Origin of the sequence: Nonomuraea coxensis DSM 45129 (assembly GCF_019397265.1) — a bacterium.
GTDB lineage: Bacteria > Actinomycetota > Actinomycetes > Streptosporangiales > Streptosporangiaceae > Nonomuraea > Nonomuraea coxensis.
This window is the reverse complement of record NZ_CP068985.1, coordinates 6,270,181-6,294,223: the sequence shown is the minus strand read 5'-3', so window position 1 is coordinate 6,294,223 and position 24,043 is coordinate 6,270,181. Positions and strand designations below refer to the sequence as shown.

Here is a 24,043-nt window from a genome sequence, read left to right as displayed (position 1 = left end):
CGGCTCAGCTCAGACTGTCCAGCCACGCCTGGTGCAGGCCGGCGAACCGGCCCGCGGCGGCGATGAGCCGGTCCGGCGGACCGTCCTCGACGATCTCGCCGCGCTCCATGACCAGCACCCGGTCGGCGATCTCGACGGTCGACAGCCGGTGCGCGATGATCAGCGCCGTACGGTCGGCCAGGATTGTCCGCAACGCGCGCTGCACCAGCCGCTCGCTGGGCACGTCGAGGCTGGAGGTCGCCTCGTCGAGGATGAGCACCGCGGGGTCGGCCAGGAACGCCCGCGCGAACGCGACGAGCTGCCGCTGCCCCGCGGACATCCGGCCGCCCCGCTTGCCCACCTCGGTGTCGTAGCCGTCGGGCAGGCCCGCCACGAACTCGTGCGCGCCGATCGCCTTGGCGGCCTCGCGCACCTCCCGGTCGGAGGCCCCCGGCCGGCCGAACCTGATGTTGTCCGCGACCGTGCCGCTGAACAGGAAGTTCTCCTGCGTGACCATGACCACGGCTCCGCGCAGCGTCGGCTCGTCCAGCGTGCGCAGGTCCACGCCGTCGAGCAGCACCCGGCCCTCGGTCGGGTCGTAGAAGCGGGAGATCAGCTTGGCGAGCGTCGTCTTGCCCGCGCCCGTCGAGCCGACCAGCGCCACCGTCTGCCCGGCCGGGACCGTCAGGTCGAGGTCCGGCAGGATCGGCATCTCCTCGACGTAGGCGAACCTGACGTGCTCGAAGCGGATCCTGCCGCGCGCCCGGCCCTGCGGCAGCGGCTGCGGATCGCGCGGCTCGGGCACCGACGGCTCCTCCTCCAGCACGCCCGACAGCTTCTCCAGCGCGGCGCTCGCCGACTGCAGCGTGTTGTAGAACTGGCTGACCTCCTGCATCGGCTCGTAGAACTGGCGCAGGTAGAGCAGGAACGCGGCGAGCACGCCGACCTTGACCTCGTCGTGCAGCGCCAGGTAGCCGCCGTAGAGCAGCACCCCGCCGACCGTGAGGTTGCCGACCAGCCTGATGCCGGTCATGAACGTCGCGCCGAGCTTCATGCCGCCGGCGTTGGCGTCCCGGTAGTCGTCGTTGAGTTGCTGGAAGATCTCCTGGTTGCGCGGCTCCCTGCGGAAGGCCTGCACCGCGCGGATGCCGGTCATCGACTCCACGAAGTGAACGATCACCAGGGCGACCGTCTCACGGGTGCGCCGGTAGACGATGGCCGACTGCCGGCGGAACCAGCGGGTGAACAGCAGCAGCAACGGCAGCGGGACGAGCGCCATCAGGCCGAGGTGCGCGTCCAGCACCAGCAGCAGCACGGCCGTGCCGATCATGGTCAGCAGGGCCCGTACGAGGGCGTCGAAGCCCGACTGCAGCAGCTCGGCGATGTTCTCGATGTCCGAGGTGAGCCGCGAGATGACCCGGCCCGAGGTGTACTGCTCGTGGAAGCTCAGCGACAGGCGCTGGAAGTGGTCGAAGACCCGGCGGCGCAGCTCCAGCAGGATGCTCTGGCCGATCCGGCCCGACATGTTGAGGAACGCCTGCCTGGTCACCGCCTGCACGAGGGCGGCGGCCAGGATCACCCCGACCACGGTCAGCAGGACGGTCGCGCCGTCGCCGCGGGCGAGCGGCGGGATGCCCTCGTCGATGCCGATCGAGACCAGGAACGGGATCGACAGCCCGGCCGCGCTGGAGACCACGATGGTGGCCACGAGCACCGCGATCCGCTTGCGGTAGGGCCGCAGCAGCGCGCCGAGCAGCCGCCGCGACCGGTCGCGCAGCAGGACGGAGACCTTGTCCGGCAGCGCGTCCTGGTCCTCGGAGGCGACCCCGCGCCAGGACGTCCGGGAGGGCTCGGTGGTGGCGCTCATCGCAGCGCTCCTTCCGAGGCGTCGTCGAGGTCGGCGTCCTGGGCCAGCAGCTCGCGGTACTCGGGCACCTCGGCCAGCAGCTCGTGGTGCTGCCCGATGTGCGTGATCGTGCCGTCGCGCAGCAGCGCCACCTTGTCGGCCAGCAGCACGGTGGAGGCGCGGTGGGCGACCACGATGCCGGTCGCGTCGCGCAGCACGTGCCGCAGCGCCTCCTCCACCAGCGCCTCGGTCTCCACGTCGAGCGCGGACAGCGTGTCGTCGAGCACGAGGATGCGCGGCCTGCTGAGCACGGCGCGGGCGAGGGCGAGCCGCTGGCGCTGGCCGCCGGACAGGGACAGGCCCTGCTCGCCGATGCGGGTGTCGAGCCCCCACGGCAGGTCGTGGACGAACATGGCCTGCGCGGTGCGGATCGCCTCGGCCAGCTCCTCCTCGGTGGCGTCGGGCCGGCCCAGCATGAGGTTCTCGCGCACGCTCATCGAGAACAGCGTCGGCTCCTCGAACGCCGTGGCCACCACCGTGCGCAGGGCGGTGAGGTCGAGGTCGCGCACGTCGTGCCCGTCGATCGTGACGCGGCCCTCGGTCGGGTCGAGCAGGCGGGGCACCAGCGCCGTCAGCGTGGTCTTGCCCGCGCCGGTGGGGCCCACGATCGCCACCGTCTCGCCGGGCCGCACCTCCAGCCGCACGTCGCGCAGCACCGGCCGGTCCGCGCCGGGGAAGCTGAACCCGACGCCCTCGAAACGCAGGTGGCCGCGGGGCTGCTCGATGGTCTCGGTGCCGCTCTCGATGGACGGGACGGTGTCCATGACCTCCATGAGGCGGTCGGCCGAGGTCATCGCCTCCTGGGCCATGGCCAGGATGTAGCCGAGGCTCGCGATCGGCCACACGAGCTGCAGCATCAGCGTGGTGAAGGCGACCAGCGCGCCCAGCGTCAGCCCGCCCCCGCCGACCGCGAGCGCGCCGAGCAGCAGCACCAGGGCGAGCGTGACGTTGGGGATCACCTCCAGGAAGGAGAAGAAACGGGCCGACATGCGCACCTTGGCCAGCGAGGTGCCGTACACCTTGAGCGCGGCGTCGTCGAAGCGGTCGTAGACGTGGTGGCGGCGGCCGAAGGCCTTGATGGTGCGGATGCCGAGCGCGGACTCCTCCACGAGCGTGGCGAGGTCGCCCTGCTCGTCCTGCACCTGGCGGGAGATGCGGATGTAACGCTTCTCGAAGCGCAGCGACGTCCACACGATGGGCACGGCCGAGGCCAGCACCAGCAGCCCGAGCGGCCAGTACATGTTGAGCAGCAGCACGGTGACGGTGATGAGCTGCAGGATGTTCATGACCAGGAACAGCAGGCCGAAGCCGAGGAAGCGGCGGATGGTCGACAGGTCCGTGGTCGCCCGCGACAGCAGCTGGCCGGACTGCCAGTCGCCGTGGAAGCGCATGGGCAGGCGTTGCAGGTGCTCGTAGAGGTCGTCGCGGATGGCGGTCTCCAGGCCGAGCACCGGTTTCACCTGGGCCCACCTGCGCAGCCAGATCAGCATGGCCTCGACCACGCCGACGCCGAGCGCGAGCAGCCCGAGGGGGAGCAGCGCGTCGGCGTCCTTGTGGTAGACGGGGCCGTCGATGACCTGCTTGCTGATCAGGGGGAGGGCGATGCTCGCGCCTATGCCGACGATCGCCGACAGCCAGATGAAGACCAGTCTGACGGCGTAGGGGCGGAGGTAGGACTTCATCCGCCACAGGGAGTTGGAGGAAAGTGAGGAGAGCAGGGGACGGCGAGGTACGTGTGTATCGGGAGGCATCCCCTCAAGGCTAATACCGGCGATCAACCGAATTTTTGTGGCCCGGAGGTGCGTTTCACGTATGTGACGTGGGAAAACGTGAACGATCATGCACGAAGCGCGACGTCGCCGCTCCCGCCACAGGACTACAGGGTGACGTCCTCGCCCTGCTTGAGCGCGGCGACCTCATAGGTCTCGGCGGCGGCCGCCTCCTGGAAGCGGGCCAGCTCGCCGGGCCTGGTCTCGTAGAAGCCGTCGACGTGGAACCCGTCGTAGTGGATCGGCACCGCGATCCGCGCTCCGAGCAGGCGCGCGGCCACGGCGGCCTGGCCGGCGTCGAGCGAGGCCGGATAGGGGCTCGGCGGCAGGCAGTGCGGGAAGCACACGGTCGGCCCGTTGACGGGGACGAGCACCGCGTCGAACGGCCCGAACCGGTGGGCGGCGCGCCACCAGTAGCCGTGGAACATGCTGTCGCCGAGGTGCAGCACCCGCTTGCCGCCCGCCTCGACGGCCCACGACACCTGCGGATCGCCCAGGGTGTCGACGGCCGGCACGGCCGAGATCGTGAAGGGGCCGATCGTGACGGTCTCCCACAGGCCCATGGGACGCCGGGACAGCCCGTGGCCGTCGAGCTCGCGGTCGGCCTTGAGCGTCCACAGGTTCTCGTGGTCGTCGCCGCCGAAGGAGGCGGGATGCAGCACCAGCCCGTCCGGGCGGAGCGCCGTGGCCAGGGCGCCGGCGTCGGTGTGGTCCCGGTGCAGGTGGGTGCACAGCCCGGCGAGCACGTCGCCCTCGGTGCGCGGCCGGACGACCTCCGGGAGCGGCGCCGACAGCGGGGTGCCCTCCAGCACCCCCTCGGGACGGCCGAGCAGGTCGATCACCACGCTGTGGCCCCCGGACTCGATCTCGGCCCCGGCCCAGCCCAGCCATCGGACGCGCATCTGCGGCCTCCCTTTAGCAAACGATCGTTCGTTATCGAGGTGAGCGTACGATCGTTTGCTAAACTCGTCAACCATGAGGAACTCCGCCGAGGCGGCCCAGGCGACCCGCGAGCGCATCGTCGCCACCGGCGTGCTCAGGGCCTCCGCCGACGGCCTGCACGGGCTGACCATCGGCTCCCTGGCCGGCGACGTCGGCATGAGCAAGGCCGGCGTCGTCGGCCCCTTCGGCTCCCGCGCCGCGCTGCAGCTCGCCGTGCTGGCCAGGGCGGCCGACCTGTTCGCCGCCGCCGTCGTCGAGCCGGGCCTGCGGGCCGAGCCGGGACTGCCGCGCCTGCGCGCGGTCGTCGAGCGCTGGTGCGACTACCTGGAGAGCAGCCCGTTCCCCAACGGGTGCTTCATCACCGCCGCGTCCTGTGAGCTGGACGCCCGGCCGGGCGAGCTGCGCGACCTCCTCCTCGCCACGGTCGTCCGCTGGCGGGCCTTCCTGCGCGAGCAGATCGTGCTCGCGCAGGAGGCGGGCGACCTCGCCGCGACGCCCGGCCCCGACGACCTCGTGGCGACGCTGACGGGCATCGCGATGGCGGCCAACCAGGAGATCCAGCTCCTCGCCGACCCCGCCGCCCCGGCCCGCGCGCGCCGCCTCATGCTGGCGGCCCTGGAGCGCGCGCCGGGTTAGGCGCCGGCCTCACCGAGGGCGATGGTGCCGGCGACCTCGGCGTGCCGGTCCGCCTCCTCCCGGGCGAAGCGCTCGGCGTCGACCTGGTCGGCGATCTCCTCGTCCTGGCGCATGAGCGCCTCCAGCGACTGGCCCGCCATGTCCAGCACGCCCATGTCCGCGTACGCCTGCCGCAGCCGCGGGCTCCACAGCCCGATGTCCTTGACGCACGGCACGATCCTGCTGAACAGCAGCGAGCGGAACAGCCGCAGGTACTCCGAGTGCTCCGTGGCCTCCATCGCCTCGGCGACCTCCGACGGCGACAGGCCGAGGCGTTCCCAGGTCTCCTCGCCGCGCAGCCGGTCACGCATGAGGTAGCAGCCCTCGATGACGAAGTCCTCGCGCTCGCGCAGCTCGCTCTCCGACAGGTTCCTGTAGTAGTCGCGCAGGGCCATCCGGCCGAAGGCGACGTGCCGGGCCTCGTCCTGCATCACGTACGCGAGGATCTGCTTGGGCAGCGGCTTGGTCGTGATGTCGCGCATCACCCCGAACGCCGCCAGCGCCAGCCCTTCGATGAGCACCTGCATGCCGAGGTAGGGCATGTCCCAGCGCGAGTCGCCGAGGGTGCTGTCCAGCAGCGCCTTCAGATGCTGGTTGATCGGGTAGGCGAGCCCCACCTTCTCCTGGAGGAACCGGGCGTAGGTCTCGGCGTGGCGGGCCTCGTCCATGGTCTGGGTGGCGGCGTAGAACTTCGAGTCGAGGTCGGGCACCGACTCGACGATCTTGGCCGAGCAGATCATCGCGCCCTGCTCGCCGTGCAGGAACTGGGAGAACTGCCAGGCGGCGCCGTGCCGGCGCACCTCCTGGCGGGTCCGCTCGTCCATCCGCTCCCAGAGCGGCGTGCCGTGGATGGCGATCGTCTCGTCGGGGATGCCGAGCACGTTGTACGGATCGACCTCAAGGTCCCAGTCGATGCGCTTGACGGAGTCCCACTGCTTGTCCTTGCCCTTCTGGTACAGGGCGAGCATGCGGTCGCGGCCGTCGTCGTACTCCCAGGTGAACCGGCTGGCGCCGGACATCTGGACGTCCCAGGTGGAGAGGCCGGCGGGGATGGTGTAGAGATCGTGGGTCGACATCTGACCTCCGCGGGGGGATGACGTACGCCGTACGTCCTTCCGTGAGAGTTGCACGTACGCTGTACGGCGGTCAATAGAATGAGCCATGCCCACGAAGCCGCTCTCCCGGGCCAGGATCGTCGCGGCCGCCATCGACCTCATCGAGCGCGAGGGCGCCGACGCGGTCTCGATGCGCCGCCTCGCCGCCGAGCTGGGCGTCGGCGTGATGTCCCTCTACAACCACGTGCCCAGCAAGGACGCGCTGCTCAACGGCGTGGCCGAGGCGGTGCTGAGCGAGATCGAGTTCACCGACGACCCCGGCGCCCACTGGAGCGACCGGGTGCGCGTGCAGGCGCGGGCCTTCCGGCAGATCGCCGGCCACTACCCGCGCTCGACGATGCTGGTGGTCAGCAGGCAGCTCCACTCCGCCGCCGGGCTGCTGCCGGTCGAGCGGGCGCTGGCCACGCTGCGCAGCGCCGGGTTCGACGGCGCCGAGGCGGTCAGCATGCTGCGGGTGTTCATCGCCTACATCGTGGGGTCGCTGCTGCGCGAGGTCGGGGTGACGCCGGCGTTCGCGCCCGGGAGCGCCCCCGCGGTCCCGTCGGCGGGCGTGGATCCCGCGCTGTTCCCCGAGGTGGGGGCGATGGCGTCGCTGCTCGGCACGTGCGATCACGAGGAGGAGTTCGAGTTCGGGCTGGACATGCTCATCCAGGCCGCAGCGGCCCGCGCCACGGCGGTCGGGCAGGCCGGCCGGGAGGGCGTCCGGTGAGCGGGCGCCCTCCCGGTCGCCGTCAATACCAGTTGTGCGACCTCCAGTGTCCCCATGCGCCGCACGGCCTGCCGTAGCGTCCCTTGATGTAGGCGAGGCCCCAGCGGATCTGCGTCTCCGGGTTCGACCGCCAGTCGCGGCCGGCGCCGCTCATCTTGCCCCCGGGCAACGCCTGCGGGATGCCGTACGCGCCGGACGAGCGGTTGTAGGCGTGATGGTTCCAGTTGCTCTCCCTGGTCCAGAGCTGGTCCAGGCAGCGGAATTCCCTGAGGTTCCACGATCGCTGGACGACGTGGCCGAGGGCGATCCGCTTGTTCTTGTTGGCCGGCACGACGGCCGGGATCCTGGGTTGCGCGGATGTCGTCCACGTCCTGGTCCTGATCGGGATCGGCGACTCCGCCGCCTCCGCCCAGGCCGTGGGTGCGGTGATCGTGCTGAGCACGATGACGGGCGCGGTGAACGCGGTCAGGCCGATGATCGTGCCGCCGCGCGCGCGTTTGCTGTCCAAGGTGATCCTTGCTTCCGGGCCGCGCGCGGACGGGCGCCCCGCCGAAGGGGGCGCCCTGCCGCTCCGCGTACGTGGCGCGCACGCGAAGGGGTCCGCCGGCTCTCCGGGATCCTGTTCCGCCCGATCCTGCTGGGCGGCCCGGAGGGCACCGCGACGTGTCCTTTAGCACGATTCCTATTACGCGGTGTCACCACGGGTCATACATCGGGACACGCGAAGGACAGTCCTTTGTGTGATCGTTGCGGATAAAAGGCGGCCTCGCTGGACCGCCGTTGCCGGGCCGGTCGCGGTGCTGACGGGGTCTTGCCGCAAAGAGCGGACAAGCCTGGGGTTTGGGTCAGTACCAGTTGTGGGAGAGGAAGTGTCCCCACGCGCCGCACGGCGTGCCGTACCGCTGTTTGATGTATCCGAGGCCCCATTTGATCTGGGTGCGGGGGTTCGTGCGCCAGTCGCGACCGGAGGAGGCCATCTTGGCCCCGGGGAGCGCCTGCGGGATGCCGTAGGCGCCGGAGCCGTTCGCGGCCCGGTGGTTCCATCCGCTCTCGCGGGCCCAGAGCCTCTCCAGGCACCTGAACTGGGTGATGTTCCAGCCGCGCGCGGCCACCATGGGCTTGGCGATCGACTTGTTCCTGCTGGTCGCGCTCGTCTGGGAGCTCTGCGCCTGTGCGGCCGAGGCGCCGCCCGCCGCCACCAGGGTGGCGGTCAGGACGAGGACGCCGGTACGGCGGAGCATGGGCATGGATTCCCTTTCGAAGGGGACATGGACCGCGCCACCCTGCCCGATAAGAACCTTTCGTTGCGAATTGACGATGAAAATGTAGATCGTTGGTAAAGGGTGCCATGTCTCGCTGTTCAGGGGTTTTGTCAGCTAAATGAGGGCTGCGTCACATTTTTCCGTGACTGATCACTTAGCGGGGTTCTGTATCGTCGGATCATGAGCCTCAGTGACATCCCGCTCCGCACCCTCGCCGACGCCCCCACCACGCTCCGCGAGCTCACGGAGGGCCGGCCCGCCCTCATCGTCAACGTCGCCTCCCGCTGCGGCCTCACGCCGCAGTACAGCGGCCTGGTCAAGCTCCAGGAGCAGTACGGCCCGCGCGGCCTCACCGTCATCGGCGTGCCCTGCAACCAGTTCGCCGGACAGGAGCCGGGCACGGCGGAGGAGATCCAGACCTTCTGCGCCACGACGTACGGCGTGGACTTCCCGCTCCTCGCCAAGACCGAGGTCAACGGCCCCGGCCGGCACCCGCTCTACGAGGAGCTCACCCGGCTCGCCGACGCCGAGGGCGAGGCCGGCGACGTGCAGTGGAACTTCGAGAAGTTCCTGGTCGACGGCGAGGGCGCCCCGGTCGCCCGCTTCCGTCCCCGCACCACGCCCGAGGACCCGGCCGTCACCTCGGCCATCGACAAGCTCCTGAGCTGACCAGGGCGGTAATCGAACGGACACGGTACGCGTTTTCCGGCACGGGGTATCGATCTAGCACATGTCGGCCATGACGCTAGGAGCCCTTGCCCCATGACCATCAACCCGTACGCAGGATCGCCCTTCAGCTATGTCGCCGAGCCCGCCGTCGCGCCGTACTCCATCGTCGAGCTGATGCCCGGCGTCCGCAACGCGCTGGACTACCTGCGGCTGCGGGCCGGCGAGCGGGTGTTGCTGATCATGGAGCACACGGTCGACCCGGTCGTGGTGCAGGCGTTCGCGGCGGCGGCCGCGTTCCGTGACGCGGACGTGCGGATCCTGTCGGTGCCGCCGTTCAGTCCAGGCGGGTGGGACAGGGAGGCGCCGCTCGCCATCGAGACCGCCGCCTTCCGTGAGGCCGACGTCGTCATCGCCGGGACGTGGTGGGGCGAGGTGCACACGGCCCCGCTCTTCTTCGACCAGATCAAGGCGCGCTCCTCGCGCTGGCTGTCGCTGCACATGACGGCCACCGCCGGGGCGCTGCTGACCGGCGGCCGGCTGCCCGCCGAGGTCTTCTACGCCCTGCTGCGGCGGACGCTGGCGCGGCTCTCGCCGGCCCGCGCGATCCGGGTGACCTCCGAACGGGGCACCGACGTGACCTACTCCGGGTTCACCTTCGACCCCGATCCCGGCGCGATGCGCCCGGGTGACTGGCGGCCCTTCCCGTACGGGGGCGCCAACTTCTGGCCCACGGACACCGAGGGCGTGATCGTCATCGAGGAGTCCACGGTCACCGGCGTCCCCGAGGAGCCGCTGCGCGTCACGCTGGAGGGCAACCTGGTCCGCAAGATCGAGGGCGGCACGGCGGCCGAGCAGCTCCGCCGCTACGCCCCCGGCGGCTACTACATGCGCCACGGCCTGCTCGGGCTCAACCCGAAGGTGCGCGTGGCGGGCGGCACCCAGTTCGAACGGGAGAAGCACGCCGGAGCCTTCTACTGCGGCCTCGACGGGCTGACCGACGGCGTGCCGGTCACCACGGGGCCCGGCTTCGCCCACTGCGACATCCAGGTGGACCGGCCGACGATCGTGGTCGACGGCGAGCTGTTCGTGGAGCAGGGGCGGCTGCTGCTGCTCGACGATCCGGAGATCAGGGAGGTGGCGGCGCGGTTCGGGCCGCCGGAGGTCATCCTGGACGACAACCCGACGATGATCCTGCCGCGCCGCTACACCGGAGCCGGGCCGGAAACGGGCGCCGGCCCGGGTTCTGGCGTGGGCGCGGGCCCGGGCGCCGCGGGCGCGGGGCCGGGTGCGGCGGGCGCGGGGCCGGGTGCGGCGGGCGCGGGGCCGGAGCCGGTCAACGGCGCGGGGCGCAGCTTCCCCGGATGATCAGCTCGGTCGGCAGCACCACCGCGCGCGGCCGGCGGCCCCCCGGCCGCAGCACCAGCTCGGCGGCCCGGTAGCCCATGTCGCGCCCCGGCCGCGCGATCACCGTGAGCGGCGGGGAGCAGAGCTCGGCCCACGGCACGTCGTCGTACATGACGAGCGAGACGTCCCGTGGCACCCGCAGGTCCAGCTCCCTGGCCGCCAGCACCGCCGCCTCGCCGAGCACGTTGCCCCCGGCCACCACCGCCGTCAGGTCGGGGCGGCTCTGGAACAGCCCGGAGGCCGCCGCGTAGGCGGAGTCGCGGCTGCCGGTGGCGAAGACCACCAGGTCCTCGTCCACCGGCGCGCCCACCGCCTCGCGGAAGGCCGCCACCCGCCGGTCGTGCCCGGGGCCGCCGAGGAAGGCGATGCGCCGGTGCCCGAGGCCGCGCAGGTAACGCACGGCGGTGCGGATGCCCGCGCGGTCGTCGGCGAGCACCGACGGGGCCTCCGGCGCGTGCGGGCGCGGGGCGGGGGAGAGGCCGTCGAGGCGCATGAGGTCGTCCACGGCCTCCTGCTGCTCCTCCTCGGCGGGCCGGGCGGGCAGGCGGTCGGCGAAGACCACCGTCATCCCCGCCCGTACGGCCGGCGCCCACGTCTCGGCGTCGCCCGTGGGGACCGCGATCAGCCGGTCCACGCTCTGCTCCAGCAGCATCCCGATCAGCTCGGACTCCTGTTCGGGGTCGTCGCCCGTGGAGCCGACCACCACCGGCTCGCCGGTCGAGCGGGCGCAGGCGAGCACGCCCTCGGCGAGCTGGCCGTAGAAGGTGTCGGTGAGGTCGGGGACGAGCAGGCCCATGCCGCCGGTGCGGCGCTGGCGCAGGTTCCGGCCGAGTGCGCTCGGCCGGTAGTCGAGCTGCGCGGCGACGGCGAGCACCCGCTCGCGGGTGCGGGGGCTGGCCGAGCCGCCGGACAGCACCCTGGAGACGGTCGCGACGCCCACGCCGGCCGCCTCGGCCACATCTTTGATCGTCGCCCGCTTGTCCATGGAAACGATTCCATCATGGTTTCCACGGAGAGGGAAGCCGCACGCGCCGACAACGCCTGTTCACACGGGAACTCTTGACAGCGATCACCCTTTCGGGTGAGATGTTTGAAAACGTATCCACGTACGTGGGGACACGCTACCCATCCGGGCCCTAGCGCGCCCCGGATCACGAAGGAATGTCATGGCATCCATCGTTCTGAGCAACGTCGACAAGATCTACGCCGGTGGCGTGAAGGCCGTGAACGGGCTCAACCTTGAGATCAAGGACGGCGAGTTCATGGTGCTGGTCGGTCCGTCCGGTTGCGGCAAGTCGACCGCGCTCCGGATGATCGCCGGCCTTGAGGACATCAGCGGGGGCGAGATCTCCATCGGCGAGAAGGTGGTCAACCACCTGCCGCCCAAGGACCGCGACATCGCGATGGTCTTCCAGAACTACGCGCTCTACCCGCACATGACGGTCGAGGAGAACCTCGCCTTCGGCCTCAAGCTGCGCAAGATGCCGAAGCCGGAGATCCAGAAGCGCGTCAACGAGGCCGCCAAGATGCTCGGCCTGGAGCAGTACCTCAAGCGCAAGCCGGCCGCGCTCTCCGGCGGTCAGCGCCAGCGTGTCGCCATGGGCCGCGCCATCGTGCGTGAGCCGCAGGCCTTCCTCATGGACGAGCCGCTGTCCAACCTCGACGCCAAGCTGCGCGTCTCGATGCGCGCCTCGCTCAACCAGATGCACGAGCGCCTCGGCGTCACCACCGTGTACGTCACCCACGACCAGGTCGAGGCCATGACCCTCGGCGACCGCGTCTGCGTGCTGCGCGACGGCATCCTGCAGCAGGTCGACACCCCGCAGAACCTGTTCGACAAGCCGGTCAACCTGTTCGTGGCGGGCTTCATGGGCTCCCCGGCGATGAACTTCGTCACCGCCGAGCTGGTCCGCGACGAGGGCGGCGCCGCCGTGGCCTTCGCCGGCTACAAGCTGCCCATCCCCGACTCCACCTTCAGCGACAAGCCGGGCCTCGACCGGTACGTCGGCCAGAAGATCATCCTCGGCATCCGCCCGTCCGACTTCGAGGACGCGAACTCCGCCGGCAACCACGCCAACGGCTGGGCCACCCTGCCGGCCCGCGTGGAGGTCACCGAGGAGCTGGGCTCCGAGATCAACGTGCTGTTCCTCATCGACGCCCCGCCGGTCGAGCACAAGGACACCGTCGCCGCCGCCGACACGGGCGACGACGAGGAGGCGACGCTGCCGCTGGCCGGCGACAAGTCCCTGTGGACCGCCCGGGTCAACGCCCGCAGCCACGCGCGCTCCGGCCAGACCATCGACCTGGTCGTCGACACGCACAACCTGCACTTCTTCGACCCGACCTCGGGTCTGGCCATCGGCCACGAGGCCAACCGCTGAGCGGGTTTCCCGTCTCCTGAATCCCGGCCGTGAGCCTCGCTCACGGCCGCTGGGCCCCCACCGCGACCCCCTCCCGCGGCGGGGGCCCGTTCTCATTCCGGGTGAGCCGTCAGCGTCCGATGCGGGACGAGACGTAGCGCTGCAGGCCGCGCGGCACCAGCCGGCCGACCGCCACGATCACCTTGTAGCGCAGGTCGGGCACGGACACCCGCTTGCCCAGCGCCAGGTCGCGCAGCCCCTCGCGCACCACGTCGTCGGCCTTGAGCCACAGGAAGCCCGGGATGCCCGCGGTGTCCATGCCGGCCCGCTGGTGGAACTCGGTGCGCACGAAGCCGGGGCAGAGCGCCATGATCTTGATGCGCGGGTTGCCGACCTCGTTCGCGGCCGACTCGCTGAAGTTGACCACCCACGCCTTGGACGCGCTGTAGGTGCCGCGCGTGAAGAACGCCGCCACCGACGCGACGTTGACGATCGCGCCCCGGTCGCGCTTACGCATGCCGGGCAGCGCGGCCAGGGTGAGCCGCAGCACCGCCTCGCAGTGCAGCCGCAGCATGCGCACCTCGTCGGCGGCCGGCACCTCGGGGAAGTGCCCGCGGTTGCCGAAACCGGCGTTGTTGACCAGCACGTCGACGCCTTCGCGGACGCGCGACTCGACCGCCGCGAGACCCTCCTCCGTCGTCAGGTCGGCGGGCAGCACCTCGACGCTCACGCCGTACCTCAGCTTGAGCTGGCCCGCGATCTCGGCGAGACGGGCCTCGTCCCGCGCGACCAGGACGAGAGAGCAGGACTCGCCGGCCAGGCGGCGGGCGAAGGCGGCGCCGAGGCCCGCGGTGGCGCCGGTGATCAGAGCGGTGGGCATGCCCGCAACCCTAACGCCTACCCCGCGTGGCCCGCGGCACCGGAGCGGGACCGGGCGGCGCGCTCGATCAGCGTCTCCACCTGGTCGTTGAGCCGCGCGCCCCGCGCCCATCCGGCGTAGTGGGACAGGAACACCACCACCTCGCGTAGCTCGGTCTCGGTGAGCTCGCCGGTGCGCAGCGCGGCGTCCAGATGCGTCTCCACCTGATCGTCCAGGCCCTGGGCGACGAGCAGCCCGAGCAGGAGCAGGCGGCGCTCCCTGACCGGCAGGACGGTCCTCGCCCACACGTCGGCGAACCGGCGCTCGGCCATGATGCCGAAGGAGTCGACGATCTGCATTGCGGGTTCGGTCATCAGGGGCTCCGGATCGATAGGGATCCTCATATCTTTCGCTACTTCCTGAGTTGAACCAATGGGGGTTGCATGAACGTTGTAGTGGCCGCCGCGCCACCCGAGGCTCGGCGTTCCGGCTGATCTGTAACAAATCGAGCCAAGGTCCGGGCAAGATTTGGTCAAGATTTCTCATTCCGCCACGGGCTCGTTCCCTCTCGAAAGCGGGCACAACAACTCCGTCGGTCCGTAAAGCGGAGGTAAGCCCTGGTGATCAAGACACGGGCTTTGATCGCGCTCATGGTGACGGTGACCCTGTTGTCCGCCTGCGGGCAGCCGGAGTTCACCTACGTCCGTGACCGCGAAGGGACGACGTACTTCAAGGTGCCGTCCTCGTTCAAGCAGCTCGACGCCAATCCCATCGAGCTGTATCTGTCGGGCGACCACCCCAGCTCGGCGGCCGCGGCGCTGCGGGCCCAGCGGGTCTGGTCCACGGCCTTCGACCAGTCCGCGGATCCCACGGTCGACCACCTGCTGGGCTCCAAGGACCCCTTCGTCTACGCCACCGTGCACCAGCTCACCGAGGAGCAGCGGGACGCGGTCTCACTCAACCGGCTGCGCGACTTCGTGCTGCCGGTCACCGAGCAGGTGCGGGAGCTCTACGCGCAGCAGGCCGCCGCCACCGGGCAGCCGCAGGTCTTCAAGAACTTCGAGCTCCTCGACGACCAGGTCCTGAGCTTCGACGACGGCGCCAAGGGCGTACGGGTGCGGTTCAACTACCAGATCGGCGCCGACGTCCAGACCTTCGACCACACCGCCATCCTCAACGAGAAGGGCGACACGGTCTCCGTCATGCTCCTCAGCTGCCAGATGGCCTGCTACCGGCAGCGCGCCGGCGAGTTCGACAAGATCGCGAGTTCCTTGAAGCTGCTCCGGCTGCCTGGATGAGGGAGCACCATTGACCACGACCGAACACCATGAAGGGCTGCGCGCACCCGGCAGCGGGCCCTCCGACCCCGACTCCGTGACCAGGAAGAAGATGCGGCTCTGGGACCGGAGCAAATTCCTCATCGCCCTGGTGCTCGCCTTTCTCGTCCTGGCGTGGAAGGAGACGGTCGACTTCACGGGCATCATGCCCTTCTACGACGGCATGCGGACCATCGCCCAGCACTATCCGTGGATCTTCTGGCTGCTGGGCGTCGAGCTCGCGCGTCAGCTGCACTTCCTCGTCAGCGAGCACTGGTCCGGCTACCACCGGTTCTGGAGCCAGGGAGTCTTCGGCGGCTTCGAACGGTGGACGCACCGGCGCTTCGACGACTGGACGCGCTACCGGCTCTCCCGCGCGCTCAAGATCGCCTTCCTGGTCGCGCTGGCCGCCCTGGTGCTGGGGGCGGTGCTGGACGTCAGCCCGTTCGCCGCGCTCATGCAGGCGCCCGCGCTGATCTGGCAGGCGCTGCCGTTCTTCCTCCAGATCGTCTTCCTGTTCTTCTTCGTCATCATCCAGTTCGTCGGCCTGTTCTGGTTCCTGTCGCGCGGCGGCGTCGAGACGTACTTCCCCGACGACATCAAGACCCGCTTCCACGACGTCTGGGGGCAGGACCACGTCGTCGAGCGGGTCCGCGAGAACATCGTCTTCCTGGAACGGCCCGACGAGATCGAGCGGCGCGGCGGGTACGTCCCGAGCGGCCTGCTGCTCTGGGGCCCGCCCGGCACCGGCAAGACCCTCATGGCCGAGGCCGTGGCCGGCGAGACCGGCAAGCCGTACGTGTTCGTGGATCCGGGCGCGTTCACGAACATGTTCATGGGCATCGGCATTCTCAAGGTCAAGACGCTGTTCAGGAAGCTGCGCAAGCTGGCGCTGCGCTACGGCGGCGTCATCGTCTTCTTCGACGAGGCCGACTCGCTCGGCAAGCGCGGCCGGCTCGCCCAGCAGGGGCCCAACGTGCCCGGCGGCGGTTTCTCCGCGATGACGGACGCGCACGGCTGCCACGGCTTCGGCTACCTGTCCGAGCCGACCCGGCAGGTGCTCACCTTCCGCTCCCGGCGCGAGGACAGGGACGAGCCCGGCGGGCGGAACCGCTTCATGATGGGCGGCGGCATGATGGGCGGCGGCGACGCCGGAACCCTCCAGGCGCTGCTCACCGAGCTGTCCGGGCTCAAGAAACCACGCGGCTTCTTCAACCGGTTCGTCCGGCGGCTGCTCGGCATGCGGCCCAAGCCGCCGCCGAAATACCGCATCCTCGTCATGATGGCCACCAACCGGCCCGACGCGCTGGACGAGGCGCTGCTGCGGCCCGGCCGCATCGACCGCATCTACAAGGTCGGCTACCCGTCCAAGGCCGGGCGGGTGCGCACCTACCAGGGCTACTTCGACAAGGTCTGGCACCAGCTCACCCCGGAGCAGATCGACAAGCTCGCCACCATCACCCCGTACGCGACGGGCGCCACGATCAAGGACCTCGTCAACGAGTCCCTGATCACCGCCATCCGCGACGGCAGGGAGATCATCACCTGGTCCGACGTGCTGCGCGCCAAACGGCTCAAGCAGCTCGGCCCGCCCGAGGACGTCGAGTACATCGAGCGCGAGCGGCACGCCGTCGCCGTGCACGAGGCCTGTCACGCCGTGGTGGCGTACGCGACCAGGTTCCACCTGGAGATCGACATCGCCACCATCGAGAAGGGCGCCGACTACCTGGGCATGGTCGCCTCGATCAAGCCCGAGGACCAGTTCACCCGGTGGAAGTCCGAGCACGAGGCCGACATCATGGTGTCGCTGGCGTCGCTCGCCGGCGAGCGCATGTTCTTCGGCGAGGACAACTCCTCCGGCGTCTCCGGCGACCTGTTCTCGGCGACCTACCTGACGGCCATGATGGAGTCGTACTGGGGGATGGGGTCGGGCGTCACCTCGCTGCCCGCGCTCCAGGAGCTGGAGATCATGGGCGGCAAGGCGGTGCGCAAGCAGCCGCCCGGCGCCGGCGGCGGCATCGGCATCACCGACCGGGAGCCGGCCCGGCGCGAACCCGACCTCACCCCCGACGTGCTGGGGGAGCGGATCGAGTTCAACCTCGTGCGGCTGCTGGAGAAGACCGAGCGACTGCTGCAGGAGCACCGCAGAGAGGTGCTGTGCGTGGCGCACGCGCTGGAGACGCACAAGACCCTCAACGGTGACGACGTCGTGGCGATCATCCGGCGCGAGCCCGGCCCGCTCATCGACGGCACCGTCTACGCCTCCGACACCCTGTACGAGGAACTGGAGGAGTACCACGCGGAGGCGGCGCGGGCGCACCGGGAGCACAGCCGGGTCGAGCGCGAGCTGCCGGGGCCGGCGTACCCGCCCGTGCCGGCGGCGGCGTACGCCGGCGACACGATCACGACTGCCGTCCAGATCGTGCCCCCGCCCGGCACCCCAGGCGGCCCCGGCGGACCGCCACCCCCACCGGCGCCCGCCGCACCCCCGCCCGCCTCGCTCCCTTCGGCGGCATCGGGGGCGGTGGAGCGGCCGGAGTTCGTGCCGTGGGCGGCTGAACCGTCGGCGCCGACGCCGACGCCGGCGCCCGCGCCCGCGCCCGCGCCTGTGGTGGTGGGGCCGGCGGCCACGGGGCCGGGGCCGTCGCGGAGGCGGCGGATCGCGGGCAGGGTGTGGCTGGTCATCGCCAGCCTGCTCGGCCTCGTGGTTCTGTCCGTCATCGCCGCGCTGGCGGTGACGGGCGCGGGCGGCGACCTGTTGAACGCCGCCGGCTCTCCGGGGATCGCCTCGCCGGGGCTGCTGCTGGTGCTGTTCGTGGTGATCGTCGCGGTCATCGTGGGCGGCGGGCTCGCGCTGGTCGCGGTCAAGGGCGTACGCGCGGCCCAGGCGAAGGCCGAGCGCGAGCGCGACGAGGCGCACGCCAGGGCCCAGCTCCTCGCCGCCGCCATGGACCCGGACACCGCGCTGCGGCTGCTCGGCTACGACGGCAACGGAAACGGCCGCACCTGAACGAAGCGGCGTGCCGGAGGAGCACGGCCGGACCTGTCAGCAGCTCCGGTCGTGCTCCTCGTGCACCCGGCGCAGCAGCGCCCTCAGCTTGTCCTCGTCGTGGATGCGCGTGCGGTACTTCTCCGGCAGCTCCCCCAGGTCCCGCTCCTTGGCGCAGACCTTCACGAACAGCTCCTCGCGCCGCTGCGGGTCGTGCTCGACCTCCAGGTACTCCTGGGCGTACCGGCGCGCGGCCGAGACGGTGCTCTGCGCCCGGCCCTTCGCGCTGGCCAGCGAGGCGACCACGGTGACCAGCAGGACGGCGATGATCACCGTCAGGGACAGGCCGGTGCTGATCTCGACGACCGGCACCGGCTCGCCGTCGTTGATGAACGGCACGTTGTTCTCGTGCAGCGCGTGCAGGATCAGCTTGACCCCGATGAAGCCCAGGATGACGGCCAGGCCGTAGGCCAGGTAGATGAGCCGGTCGAGCAGGTCGTCGATGAGGAAGTAGAGCTGGCGCAGCCCCAGCAGCGAGAACGCGGTGGCGGTGAAGACGATGTAGACGTTCTGGGTGAGGCCGAAGATCGCCGGGATCGAGTCGAGCGCGAACAGGATGTCGGTGCCGCCGATGGCGACCATCACCAGCAGCATGGGCGTCATGACCCGCCGCCCGTCCTTGACGGTGAACAGCCGGTCGCCGTCGTAGACGTCCGTCGCGGGGAAGACGCGCCGGGCCAGGCGCACCATGAGGTTGTCCGGCGAATGGCTCTCCTCGCTCTCGGGTTTGAGCAGGTTGCCCGCGGTGAGCAGCAGGATCAGGCCGAACAGGTAGAACACCCAGGCGAAGGTGTTGATCAGCGCCGCGCCCACCAGGATGAACAGCGTCCGGGCGACGAGCGAGAACACGATGCCGAACAGCAGCGCCTTCTGCTGGTCGGCGCGCGGCACCTTGAAGCTCGACATGATGACGAGGAAGACGAAGAGGTTGTCGACCGACAACGCCTTCTCCGTCACGTAGCCGGCGAAGTACTCGGCGCCGGGGTCGGAGCCGCCGAAGATCCACACGCCGGCGCCGAAGACGAGCGCGATGCCGACGTACAGGGCCGACCAGAACGACGCCTCGCGCAGCGTGGGGATGTGCGCCTTCCGCACGTGGAAGAAGAAGTCGAACAGCAGCAGCGCGACGATTCCGGCGATCGTGAGACCCCAGACCAACGGCGAGACGCTCATGGGTAACGTCTGTCCCACCTGCCGCTGGTTATGCCTTCCGCGACCGCCAGGTCAGGCGACCTGCTCCTTAACACGGCGTTCACATGCGGGCAAAAACCGGGAAACGGCCGTCCGCAAGACTCGGCGTGGCTGGAAGAGACGTGAAAGGGACCACCGTGAGCTACAAGGCTGAGTACATCTGGATCGACGGCACCGAGCCCACCGCCCTGCTGCGCTCGAAGACCAAGATCGTGGCTGACGGGGTCGAGCCGCCGGTGTGGGGCTTCGACGGCTCCAGCACCAACCAGGCCGAGGGCCACGCCTCGGACCGCGTGCTCCGTCCGGTGTTCGTCTGTCCCGACCCGATCCGCGGCGGCGACCACAAGCTCGTGCTGTGCGAGGTCGAGGAGATCAACGGCGAGCCGCACGTCAGCAACACCCGCGCCCTGCTGCGCCCGATCGCCGAGCAGTTCGCCGACCAGGAGTCCTGGTTCGGCATCGAGCAGGAGTACACCTTCTTCAAGGGCAGCCGCCCGCTCGGCTTCCCCGAGGGCGGCTTCCCCGCCCCGCAGGGCCACTACTACTGCGGCGTGGGCGCCGAGGCCGTGTTCGGCCGCGAGATCGTCGAGCTCCACCTCGACCGCTGCCTCGCCGCCGGCCTGAAGATCTCCGGCATCAACGCCGAGGTCATGCCCGGCCAGTGGGAGTTCCAGGTCGGCCCGGCGGGCCCGATCGAGGTCGCCGACCACCTGTGGGTCGCCCGCTACCTGCTCTACCGGACCGCCGAGGAGTTCGGCGTGGAGGCCACCCTCGACGCCAAGCCCGCCCGCGGCGACTGGAACGGCGCCGGCGCCCACACCAACTTCTCCACCAAGGCCATGCGCGAGGGCTACGAGGCCATCATCACCGCCTGCGAGGCGCTCGGCGAGGGCGACAAGCCGATGGAGCACGTCAGCCAGTACGGCGCCGACATCGAGCTCCGCCTCACCGGCCACCACGAGACCGCCCCGTGGAACAAGTACACCTACGGCGTCTCCAACCGCGGCGCGTCGGTGCGCATCCCGTGGCAGGTCGAGGTCGACAAGAAGGGCTACATCGAGGACCGCCGCCCCAACGCCAACGTCGACCCGTACGTCGTCACCCGCCTGCTGGTCAACACCTGCTGCGCCGCGCTGGAGAAGGCCGGCCAGGTCTGACCCGGGCCCGGCACGAAGGGGCTCCCGCCCGGCGGGAGCCCCTTCCACGCGTTCAGGGCAGGCGGGTCTCGGCGAGCCGGAAGCCCAGGTCGGGAACGATCTCCGCGACGTCCATCTGCGCCTTCTGCAGCCGGCCCGAGTGGTCCCAGTTCATCGCCTGCCAGCGGGTGAACTGGTCGAGCACCCACATGCCCGACTGGCGGCTGCCGTTGCCCGACCTGCCGTTGCCGCCGAACGGCAGATGCGCCTCCGCGCCGGAGGTGGAGTTGTTGACGCTGACCATGCCGGCGGAGACGCCCTCGCGGAAGCGGAAGGCGCTGCGCGCGTCGCCCGTGTAGATCGAGCTGGACAGGCCGTAGCCGGGCAGGTTGGCCAGCTCGACGGCCTCGTCCAGGGTGCGGAAGGTCGTGACGCCCACGATCGGGCCGAACGTCTCCTCCATGAACAGCCGGTCGCCGGGGCGCACGCCGTCCACGACCACCGGGTGGTAGTAGAGGCCCTCGCCGCCGTCGAAGCCGCCGCGCGGGTTGTCCTTCGTGATGCGCCCCACCGGCCCCGACACCACGGTGTGGTGCGGCTGGATCCAGGTGAGGTACTCCTCGTAGCGGTCGGCGAACTTGCGGTCGAGCAGCGGCCCGGCCAGCACGTCACCGGCCGGGTCGCCGATCGTGGCGGACGCCAGCGCCCGCACCAGCCGCTCGACGAACGCCTCGTGGACGCTCTCGTGCACGATCGCCGTGCCGAGGCTGGTGCAGCGCTGGCCCGCGGTGCCGAAACCGGAGAACAGCGCGCCCTCGGCGGCGAGGTCGAGGTCGGCGTCCGGCATGATCACCATCGGGTTCTTGCCGCCCAGCTCCAGGCAGGCCGACTGCAGGTGCCGGCCGGTCAGCTCGCCGACGCGCCGGCCGACCTCGCTGGAGCCGGTGAAGCCCACCTTGTGCACGGTGCCCTCCCCGAGCGCCCGCTCCAGGCCGGCGAACGTCTCCGCGCCCTCGGCGAAGACCACGTTGAGCACGCCGTCGGGCAGGCCGGCCGCGGCGAAGAGCTGGAACATCGCGTGGGCGGAGGCGGCGGCGTACTCGGCGGGCTTCCACACCACCGCGTTGCCGCACAGCAGGGCCGGGACGAGGTACCACGACGGGACGGCCACCGGGAAGTTGCCCGCGGTGATGACCGCCGCCACGCCGACCGGGTTGCGGAAGGTGAACAGGTTCTTGTCCGGCATCTCCGACGGCACCGTCTGGCCGTAGAGCCGGCGGCCCTCGCCGAGGAAGAAGTCGCAGGTGTCGACGATCTCGCGGACCTCGCCCAGCGCCTCCGCGTACGGCTTGCCGATCTCCTCCGTCACCAGCCGGGCCAGCGCCTCGGCGTTGGCCTCCACCAGCCGCCCGATCGAGGCGATCACCCGGCCGCGCACCGGCGCCGGCACCTTCGCCCACTCGCGCTGCGCCTCCGCCGCGGTGCGGCAGGCGGCGGCGAACGTGGCCGCGTCCGTCAGGCCGACCCGCGCCACGACCTCGGCCGGCCGCGCGGGGTTGGTCGAGTCGTACGTGGCCGTGCTCGCGGTCTCCTTGCCGCCCACGACGGACATGATCTGTCGGCTCACCGGGCCTCCTCCGTAAGTGTTGCGGTAGACGCTAGCCCTCCAGAGCCAATTTACGTAGCTCCGCCCCTTGACCGGGATCGGCGGGCGAGGCGGCGGACCGCGTCCCCGGAGCCGGCGTGCCGCAGATCGGCGGCATCACCAGGAGCGGCCCGGTGCGGGGGTCTCGGCGGAGGCGGCGATGTCCCGCTGGGTGGTCAGCGCCAGCCGTTCTGCCAGGTCGGCGAGGGCCCGCGAGACCGCCAGCTCGTCCCCGATCAGCGGTACCGCCGGGTCCGAGGGGTTGCGCCGCGCGCGCCCCTGCCCCTCCATCTCGACGCCGTCGTCCGTCACCAGCTCCGCCCGCGCCGCGGTGTCGTCGCCGTCCTCGGTCAGCTCGATGCGTACGGTCCATTCCTTGGCTCTCATGGCACCCGGCTGCCCGCCCGGGGCTCGAGGAAACTCCGCCGGAACTCGCGCTCGGCCAGCGTCTTGACGGCGGCCAGCCGGCCGCGGACGGCGAGGAAATCGGCCGACTGCGACAGCAGCAGGTAGACGAACCCGGGCACGCCCGGCCGGCACCGCACCCGCTGCCGGGACACCAGCCGGGTACGCCCCCCGCCGAGGTCGCGCAGCGCGATCGTCCACGACAGCGTGACGTAGAAACCGCGGATCGACAGCACCAGCAGCCGATCCGGCTCCGCCCGCTCCACCCGGAAGCCGGCGTCGCCGCGCCCGGCCGGCAGCAGGTCGCCGACCCCGAACTTCCGCGGCTCCGGCGCGAGGCGCTCGTCCGGCCCGCTCACCTCCGCCAGCCACGGCCACACCGCCTCAGGCGGGGCGGCGATGGTGACGGCGCGGGTCGCGACGACGTGCGCGCGCGGCATCAGCTCGTCGCCCGGCAGCGCGGCGCGGGCCTCCTCGCGGGTCGCGCCCCAGCGCAGCAGCAGGGGACGGACGAGCAGCAGGTACGCGACCGGCACGGCCGCCGACCAGAACAGGACCCGCCGCAGGCGGTCAGGGAAACCTCTCATGCCTTCAGTGTCCGCGCGGCCTCCCCGCGGCGGCCAGTGCCGAAGGGCGGTGCCCGCGTGGACGTTCGGGCGGACGTTCTGAAGGTCCTTCGGCCCTCGCCTGATGGACCTCCGGCCCTGCGCCCGGCGCCCGCCCGCACGCTGCGATGGAAGGACGAGAGGAGGCCATCATGATCGTGGTGGGTGTGGACGGGTCGATGACCGCGCGGGCGGCGGTGGACTGGGCGGCCGCGGACGCCTTCCGCGCGCACCTGCCGCTGCGGATCGTGTACGCGGTGGACCGGTCGCCGTACCAGGTGGACAGGTTCGGCGCTTCCGGGGGCAGCGACACGCTGGTGCGGGAGGGGCAGCGGGTGCTGCGCGAGGCCGTCGCCCTGGCGCGCGAGCGGCAGCCCTCGGTCGAGGTGACGACGCGGGACATCGAGGGCTCGCCCGTCGTCGTGCTGCGCGAGCAGGCCGAGCGGGCCGCCGAGATCGTGCTCGGCAGCCGCGGCCTCGGCGGCTTCGCCGGGACGCTGCTCGGCTCCGTCAGCGCGCAGGTCGCCGGGCAGGCGCAATGCCCCGTCGTCGTCGTACGCGGTGAGCGCCGGCCCAGGCAGGGCCGGATCGTGGCCGGCGTGGACGACTCGCCCGCGTCCGAGCCCGCGCTCGCCTACGCCTTCCAGCAGGCGGACCTGCGCGGCAGCGCCCTCCAGGTGGTGCACGCCTTCGCGCCGGAGATCGCCCGCGACCTGGACGAGGTGCGCGCCAACCAGCACCAGGTCGTCCAGAGGCGCCTGCGGGCGTTCCGCGACCGCTACCCGGACCTGGAGGTCGAGGAGATCGTGAAGTTCGCCCACCCGGTGGACGCGCTCACCGCGGCCTCCGCCGAGGCCGACCTGGTCGTCGTGGGCTCCCACGGCCGCGGGCCGTTCGGCGCGGCGGTGCTCGGCTCGGTCAGCAGGGGCGTCCTGCACCACGCCCGCTGCACGGTGGCCGTCGTACGCGCTCCCGCGGCGGACGTTCCCGCGCAGAGGACTTAAGCCACCACCGGTCGGTGACGTTCGCCGGTGACGGGTACGCCCG

Annotated in this window: 22 protein-coding genes; 9 read left to right on the top strand and 13 right to left on the bottom strand. The window is 71.1% G+C overall.

All coding sequences use genetic code 11. The annotated features are described in order from the left end of the window. Positions 1-4: 4 nt before the first annotated feature. The 3 genes from Nocox_RS29465 to Nocox_RS29455 form a co-directional block, all read right to left on the bottom strand. Positions 5-1,846, bottom strand: a complete 1,842-nt coding sequence (locus Nocox_RS29465; protein WP_020540671.1) for an ABC transporter ATP-binding protein — start codon at positions 1,844-1,846, stop codon at positions 5-7. Continuing rightward, a complete protein-coding gene (locus tag Nocox_RS29460) occupies positions 1,843-3,567 on the bottom strand; it encodes an ABC transporter ATP-binding protein (protein WP_020540670.1) in 1,725 nt (574 codons plus the stop codon). Before Nocox_RS29460 ends, Nocox_RS29465 begins: the two co-directional genes overlap by 4 nt. A gap of 194 nt (positions 3,568-3,761) precedes the next feature. Beyond that, positions 3,762-4,556: an MBL fold metallo-hydrolase gene (locus Nocox_RS29455; protein ID WP_020540669.1), complete on the bottom strand. Its 795-nt coding sequence runs from the start codon at positions 4,554-4,556 to the stop codon at positions 3,762-3,764. Positions 4,557-4,629: 73 nt separating this feature from the next. On the opposite strand from Nocox_RS29455, the gene Nocox_RS29450 reads away from it, so the two are divergent. Then, on the top strand, positions 4,630-5,232 hold the full coding sequence (locus Nocox_RS29450) for a TetR/AcrR family transcriptional regulator (protein WP_020540668.1): 603 nt from the start codon (positions 4,630-4,632) through the stop codon (positions 5,230-5,232). On the opposite strand, the gene Nocox_RS29445 is transcribed toward Nocox_RS29450, so the two are convergent. Beyond that, positions 5,229-6,347 (bottom strand): ferritin-like domain-containing protein, encoded by a 1,119-nt coding sequence (locus tag Nocox_RS29445; protein ID WP_020540667.1) that lies wholly within the window; start codon positions 6,345-6,347, stop codon positions 5,229-5,231. The genes Nocox_RS29450 and Nocox_RS29445 overlap by 4 nt on opposite strands. Positions 6,348-6,432: 85 nt before the next feature. On the opposite strand from Nocox_RS29445, the gene Nocox_RS29440 reads away from it, so the two are divergent. After that, positions 6,433-7,095: a TetR/AcrR family transcriptional regulator gene (locus Nocox_RS29440; RefSeq protein ID WP_020540666.1), complete on the top strand. Its 663-nt coding sequence runs from the start codon at positions 6,433-6,435 to the stop codon at positions 7,093-7,095. Positions 7,096-7,117: 22 nt separating this feature from the next. On the opposite strand, the gene Nocox_RS29435 is transcribed toward Nocox_RS29440, so the two are convergent. Together Nocox_RS29435 and Nocox_RS29430 are read right to left on the bottom strand one after the other, a co-directional pair. Beyond that, on the bottom strand, positions 7,118-7,603 hold the full coding sequence (locus Nocox_RS29435; RefSeq protein ID WP_020540665.1) for an aggregation-promoting factor C-terminal-like domain-containing protein: 486 nt from the start codon (positions 7,601-7,603) through the stop codon (positions 7,118-7,120). Between the two features lie 337 nt (positions 7,604-7,940). After that, positions 7,941-8,336, bottom strand: coding sequence for an aggregation-promoting factor C-terminal-like domain-containing protein (locus tag Nocox_RS29430; protein WP_020540664.1), 396 nt, complete (start codon positions 8,334-8,336; stop codon positions 7,941-7,943). A gap of 201 nt (positions 8,337-8,537) precedes the next feature. Here Nocox_RS29430 and Nocox_RS29425 point away from each other — a divergent pair, with 201 nt between their 5' ends. Next, positions 8,538-9,026 carry a glutathione peroxidase gene (locus tag Nocox_RS29425; RefSeq protein ID WP_020540663.1) on the top strand — a complete coding sequence of 163 codons (489 nt, stop codon included), beginning with the start codon at positions 8,538-8,540 and terminating at the stop codon, positions 9,024-9,026. Positions 9,027-9,119: 93 nt separating this feature from the next. Further along, entirely contained in the window at positions 9,120-10,391 is a 1,272-nt protein-coding gene (locus Nocox_RS29420) for a 2,5-dihydroxypyridine 5,6-dioxygenase NicX family protein (RefSeq protein WP_020540662.1), read from the top strand. On the opposite strand, the gene Nocox_RS29415 is transcribed toward Nocox_RS29420, so the two are convergent. Further along, complete coding sequence (locus Nocox_RS29415; RefSeq protein ID WP_020540661.1) at positions 10,360-11,415, bottom strand: LacI family DNA-binding transcriptional regulator; 1,056 nt, start codon at positions 11,413-11,415, stop codon at positions 10,360-10,362. The genes Nocox_RS29420 and Nocox_RS29415 overlap by 32 nt on opposite strands. Positions 11,416-11,596: 181 nt before the next feature. On the opposite strand from Nocox_RS29415, the gene Nocox_RS29410 reads away from it, so the two are divergent. Next, positions 11,597-12,811: an ABC transporter ATP-binding protein gene (locus Nocox_RS29410; RefSeq protein ID WP_020540660.1), complete on the top strand. Its 1,215-nt coding sequence runs from the start codon at positions 11,597-11,599 to the stop codon at positions 12,809-12,811. Between the two features lie 109 nt (positions 12,812-12,920). On the opposite strand, the gene Nocox_RS29405 is transcribed toward Nocox_RS29410, so the two are convergent. Beyond that, a complete protein-coding gene (locus tag Nocox_RS29405) occupies positions 12,921-13,670 on the bottom strand; it encodes an SDR family NAD(P)-dependent oxidoreductase (protein ID WP_020540659.1) in 750 nt (249 codons plus the stop codon). A gap of 17 nt (positions 13,671-13,687) precedes the next feature. After that, positions 13,688-14,023: a carboxymuconolactone decarboxylase family protein gene (locus Nocox_RS29400; RefSeq protein ID WP_246649588.1), complete on the bottom strand. Its 336-nt coding sequence runs from the start codon at positions 14,021-14,023 to the stop codon at positions 13,688-13,690. Between the two features lie 246 nt (positions 14,024-14,269). On the opposite strand from Nocox_RS29400, the gene Nocox_RS29395 reads away from it, so the two are divergent. Continuing rightward, a complete protein-coding gene (locus Nocox_RS29395; RefSeq protein WP_157382769.1) occupies positions 14,270-14,947 on the top strand; it encodes a hypothetical protein in 678 nt (225 codons plus the stop codon). A gap of 10 nt (positions 14,948-14,957) precedes the next feature. Further along, positions 14,958-17,975 (top strand): AAA family ATPase, encoded by a 3,018-nt coding sequence (locus Nocox_RS29390; RefSeq protein WP_020540656.1) that lies wholly within the window; start codon positions 14,958-14,960, stop codon positions 17,973-17,975. Between the two features lie 36 nt (positions 17,976-18,011). Here Nocox_RS29390 and Nocox_RS29385 read toward each other — a convergent pair whose 3' ends face one another. Beyond that, the gene (locus tag Nocox_RS29385; protein ID WP_026213817.1) at positions 18,012-19,187 is read right to left on the bottom strand and encodes a TerC family protein; all 1,176 of its coding nucleotides are present in this window, start codon (positions 19,185-19,187) and stop codon (positions 18,012-18,014) included. 155 nt (positions 19,188-19,342) lie between these two features. Here Nocox_RS29385 and glnII point away from each other — a divergent pair, with 155 nt between their 5' ends. Beyond that, complete coding sequence (glnII, locus tag Nocox_RS29380; RefSeq protein WP_026213816.1) at positions 19,343-20,362, top strand: glutamine synthetase; 1,020 nt, start codon at positions 19,343-19,345, stop codon at positions 20,360-20,362. 52 nt (positions 20,363-20,414) lie between these two features. On the opposite strand, the gene Nocox_RS29375 is transcribed toward glnII, so the two are convergent. The 3 genes from Nocox_RS29375 to Nocox_RS29365 all read right to left on the bottom strand — a co-directional run bounded on the left by Nocox_RS29375 (position 20,415) and on the right by Nocox_RS29365 (position 22,978). Beyond that, on the bottom strand, positions 20,415-21,968 hold the full coding sequence (locus tag Nocox_RS29375; RefSeq protein ID WP_020540653.1) for an aldehyde dehydrogenase family protein: 1,554 nt from the start codon (positions 21,966-21,968) through the stop codon (positions 20,415-20,417). A 135-nt stretch (positions 21,969-22,103) separates the two neighbouring features. Then, positions 22,104-22,373: a DUF1876 domain-containing protein gene (locus Nocox_RS29370; protein ID WP_020540652.1), complete on the bottom strand. Its 270-nt coding sequence runs from the start codon at positions 22,371-22,373 to the stop codon at positions 22,104-22,106. Then, on the bottom strand, positions 22,370-22,978 hold the full coding sequence (locus Nocox_RS29365) for a hypothetical protein (RefSeq protein ID WP_020540651.1): 609 nt from the start codon (positions 22,976-22,978) through the stop codon (positions 22,370-22,372). The genes Nocox_RS29370 and Nocox_RS29365 overlap by 4 nt, the downstream gene beginning before the upstream one ends. 170 nt (positions 22,979-23,148) lie before the next feature. Between Nocox_RS29365 and Nocox_RS29360 the strand changes: the two genes are divergently transcribed. After that, entirely contained in the window at positions 23,149-24,000 is an 852-nt protein-coding gene (locus Nocox_RS29360) for a universal stress protein (protein WP_020540650.1), read from the top strand. Positions 24,001-24,043: the final 43 nt, after the last annotated feature.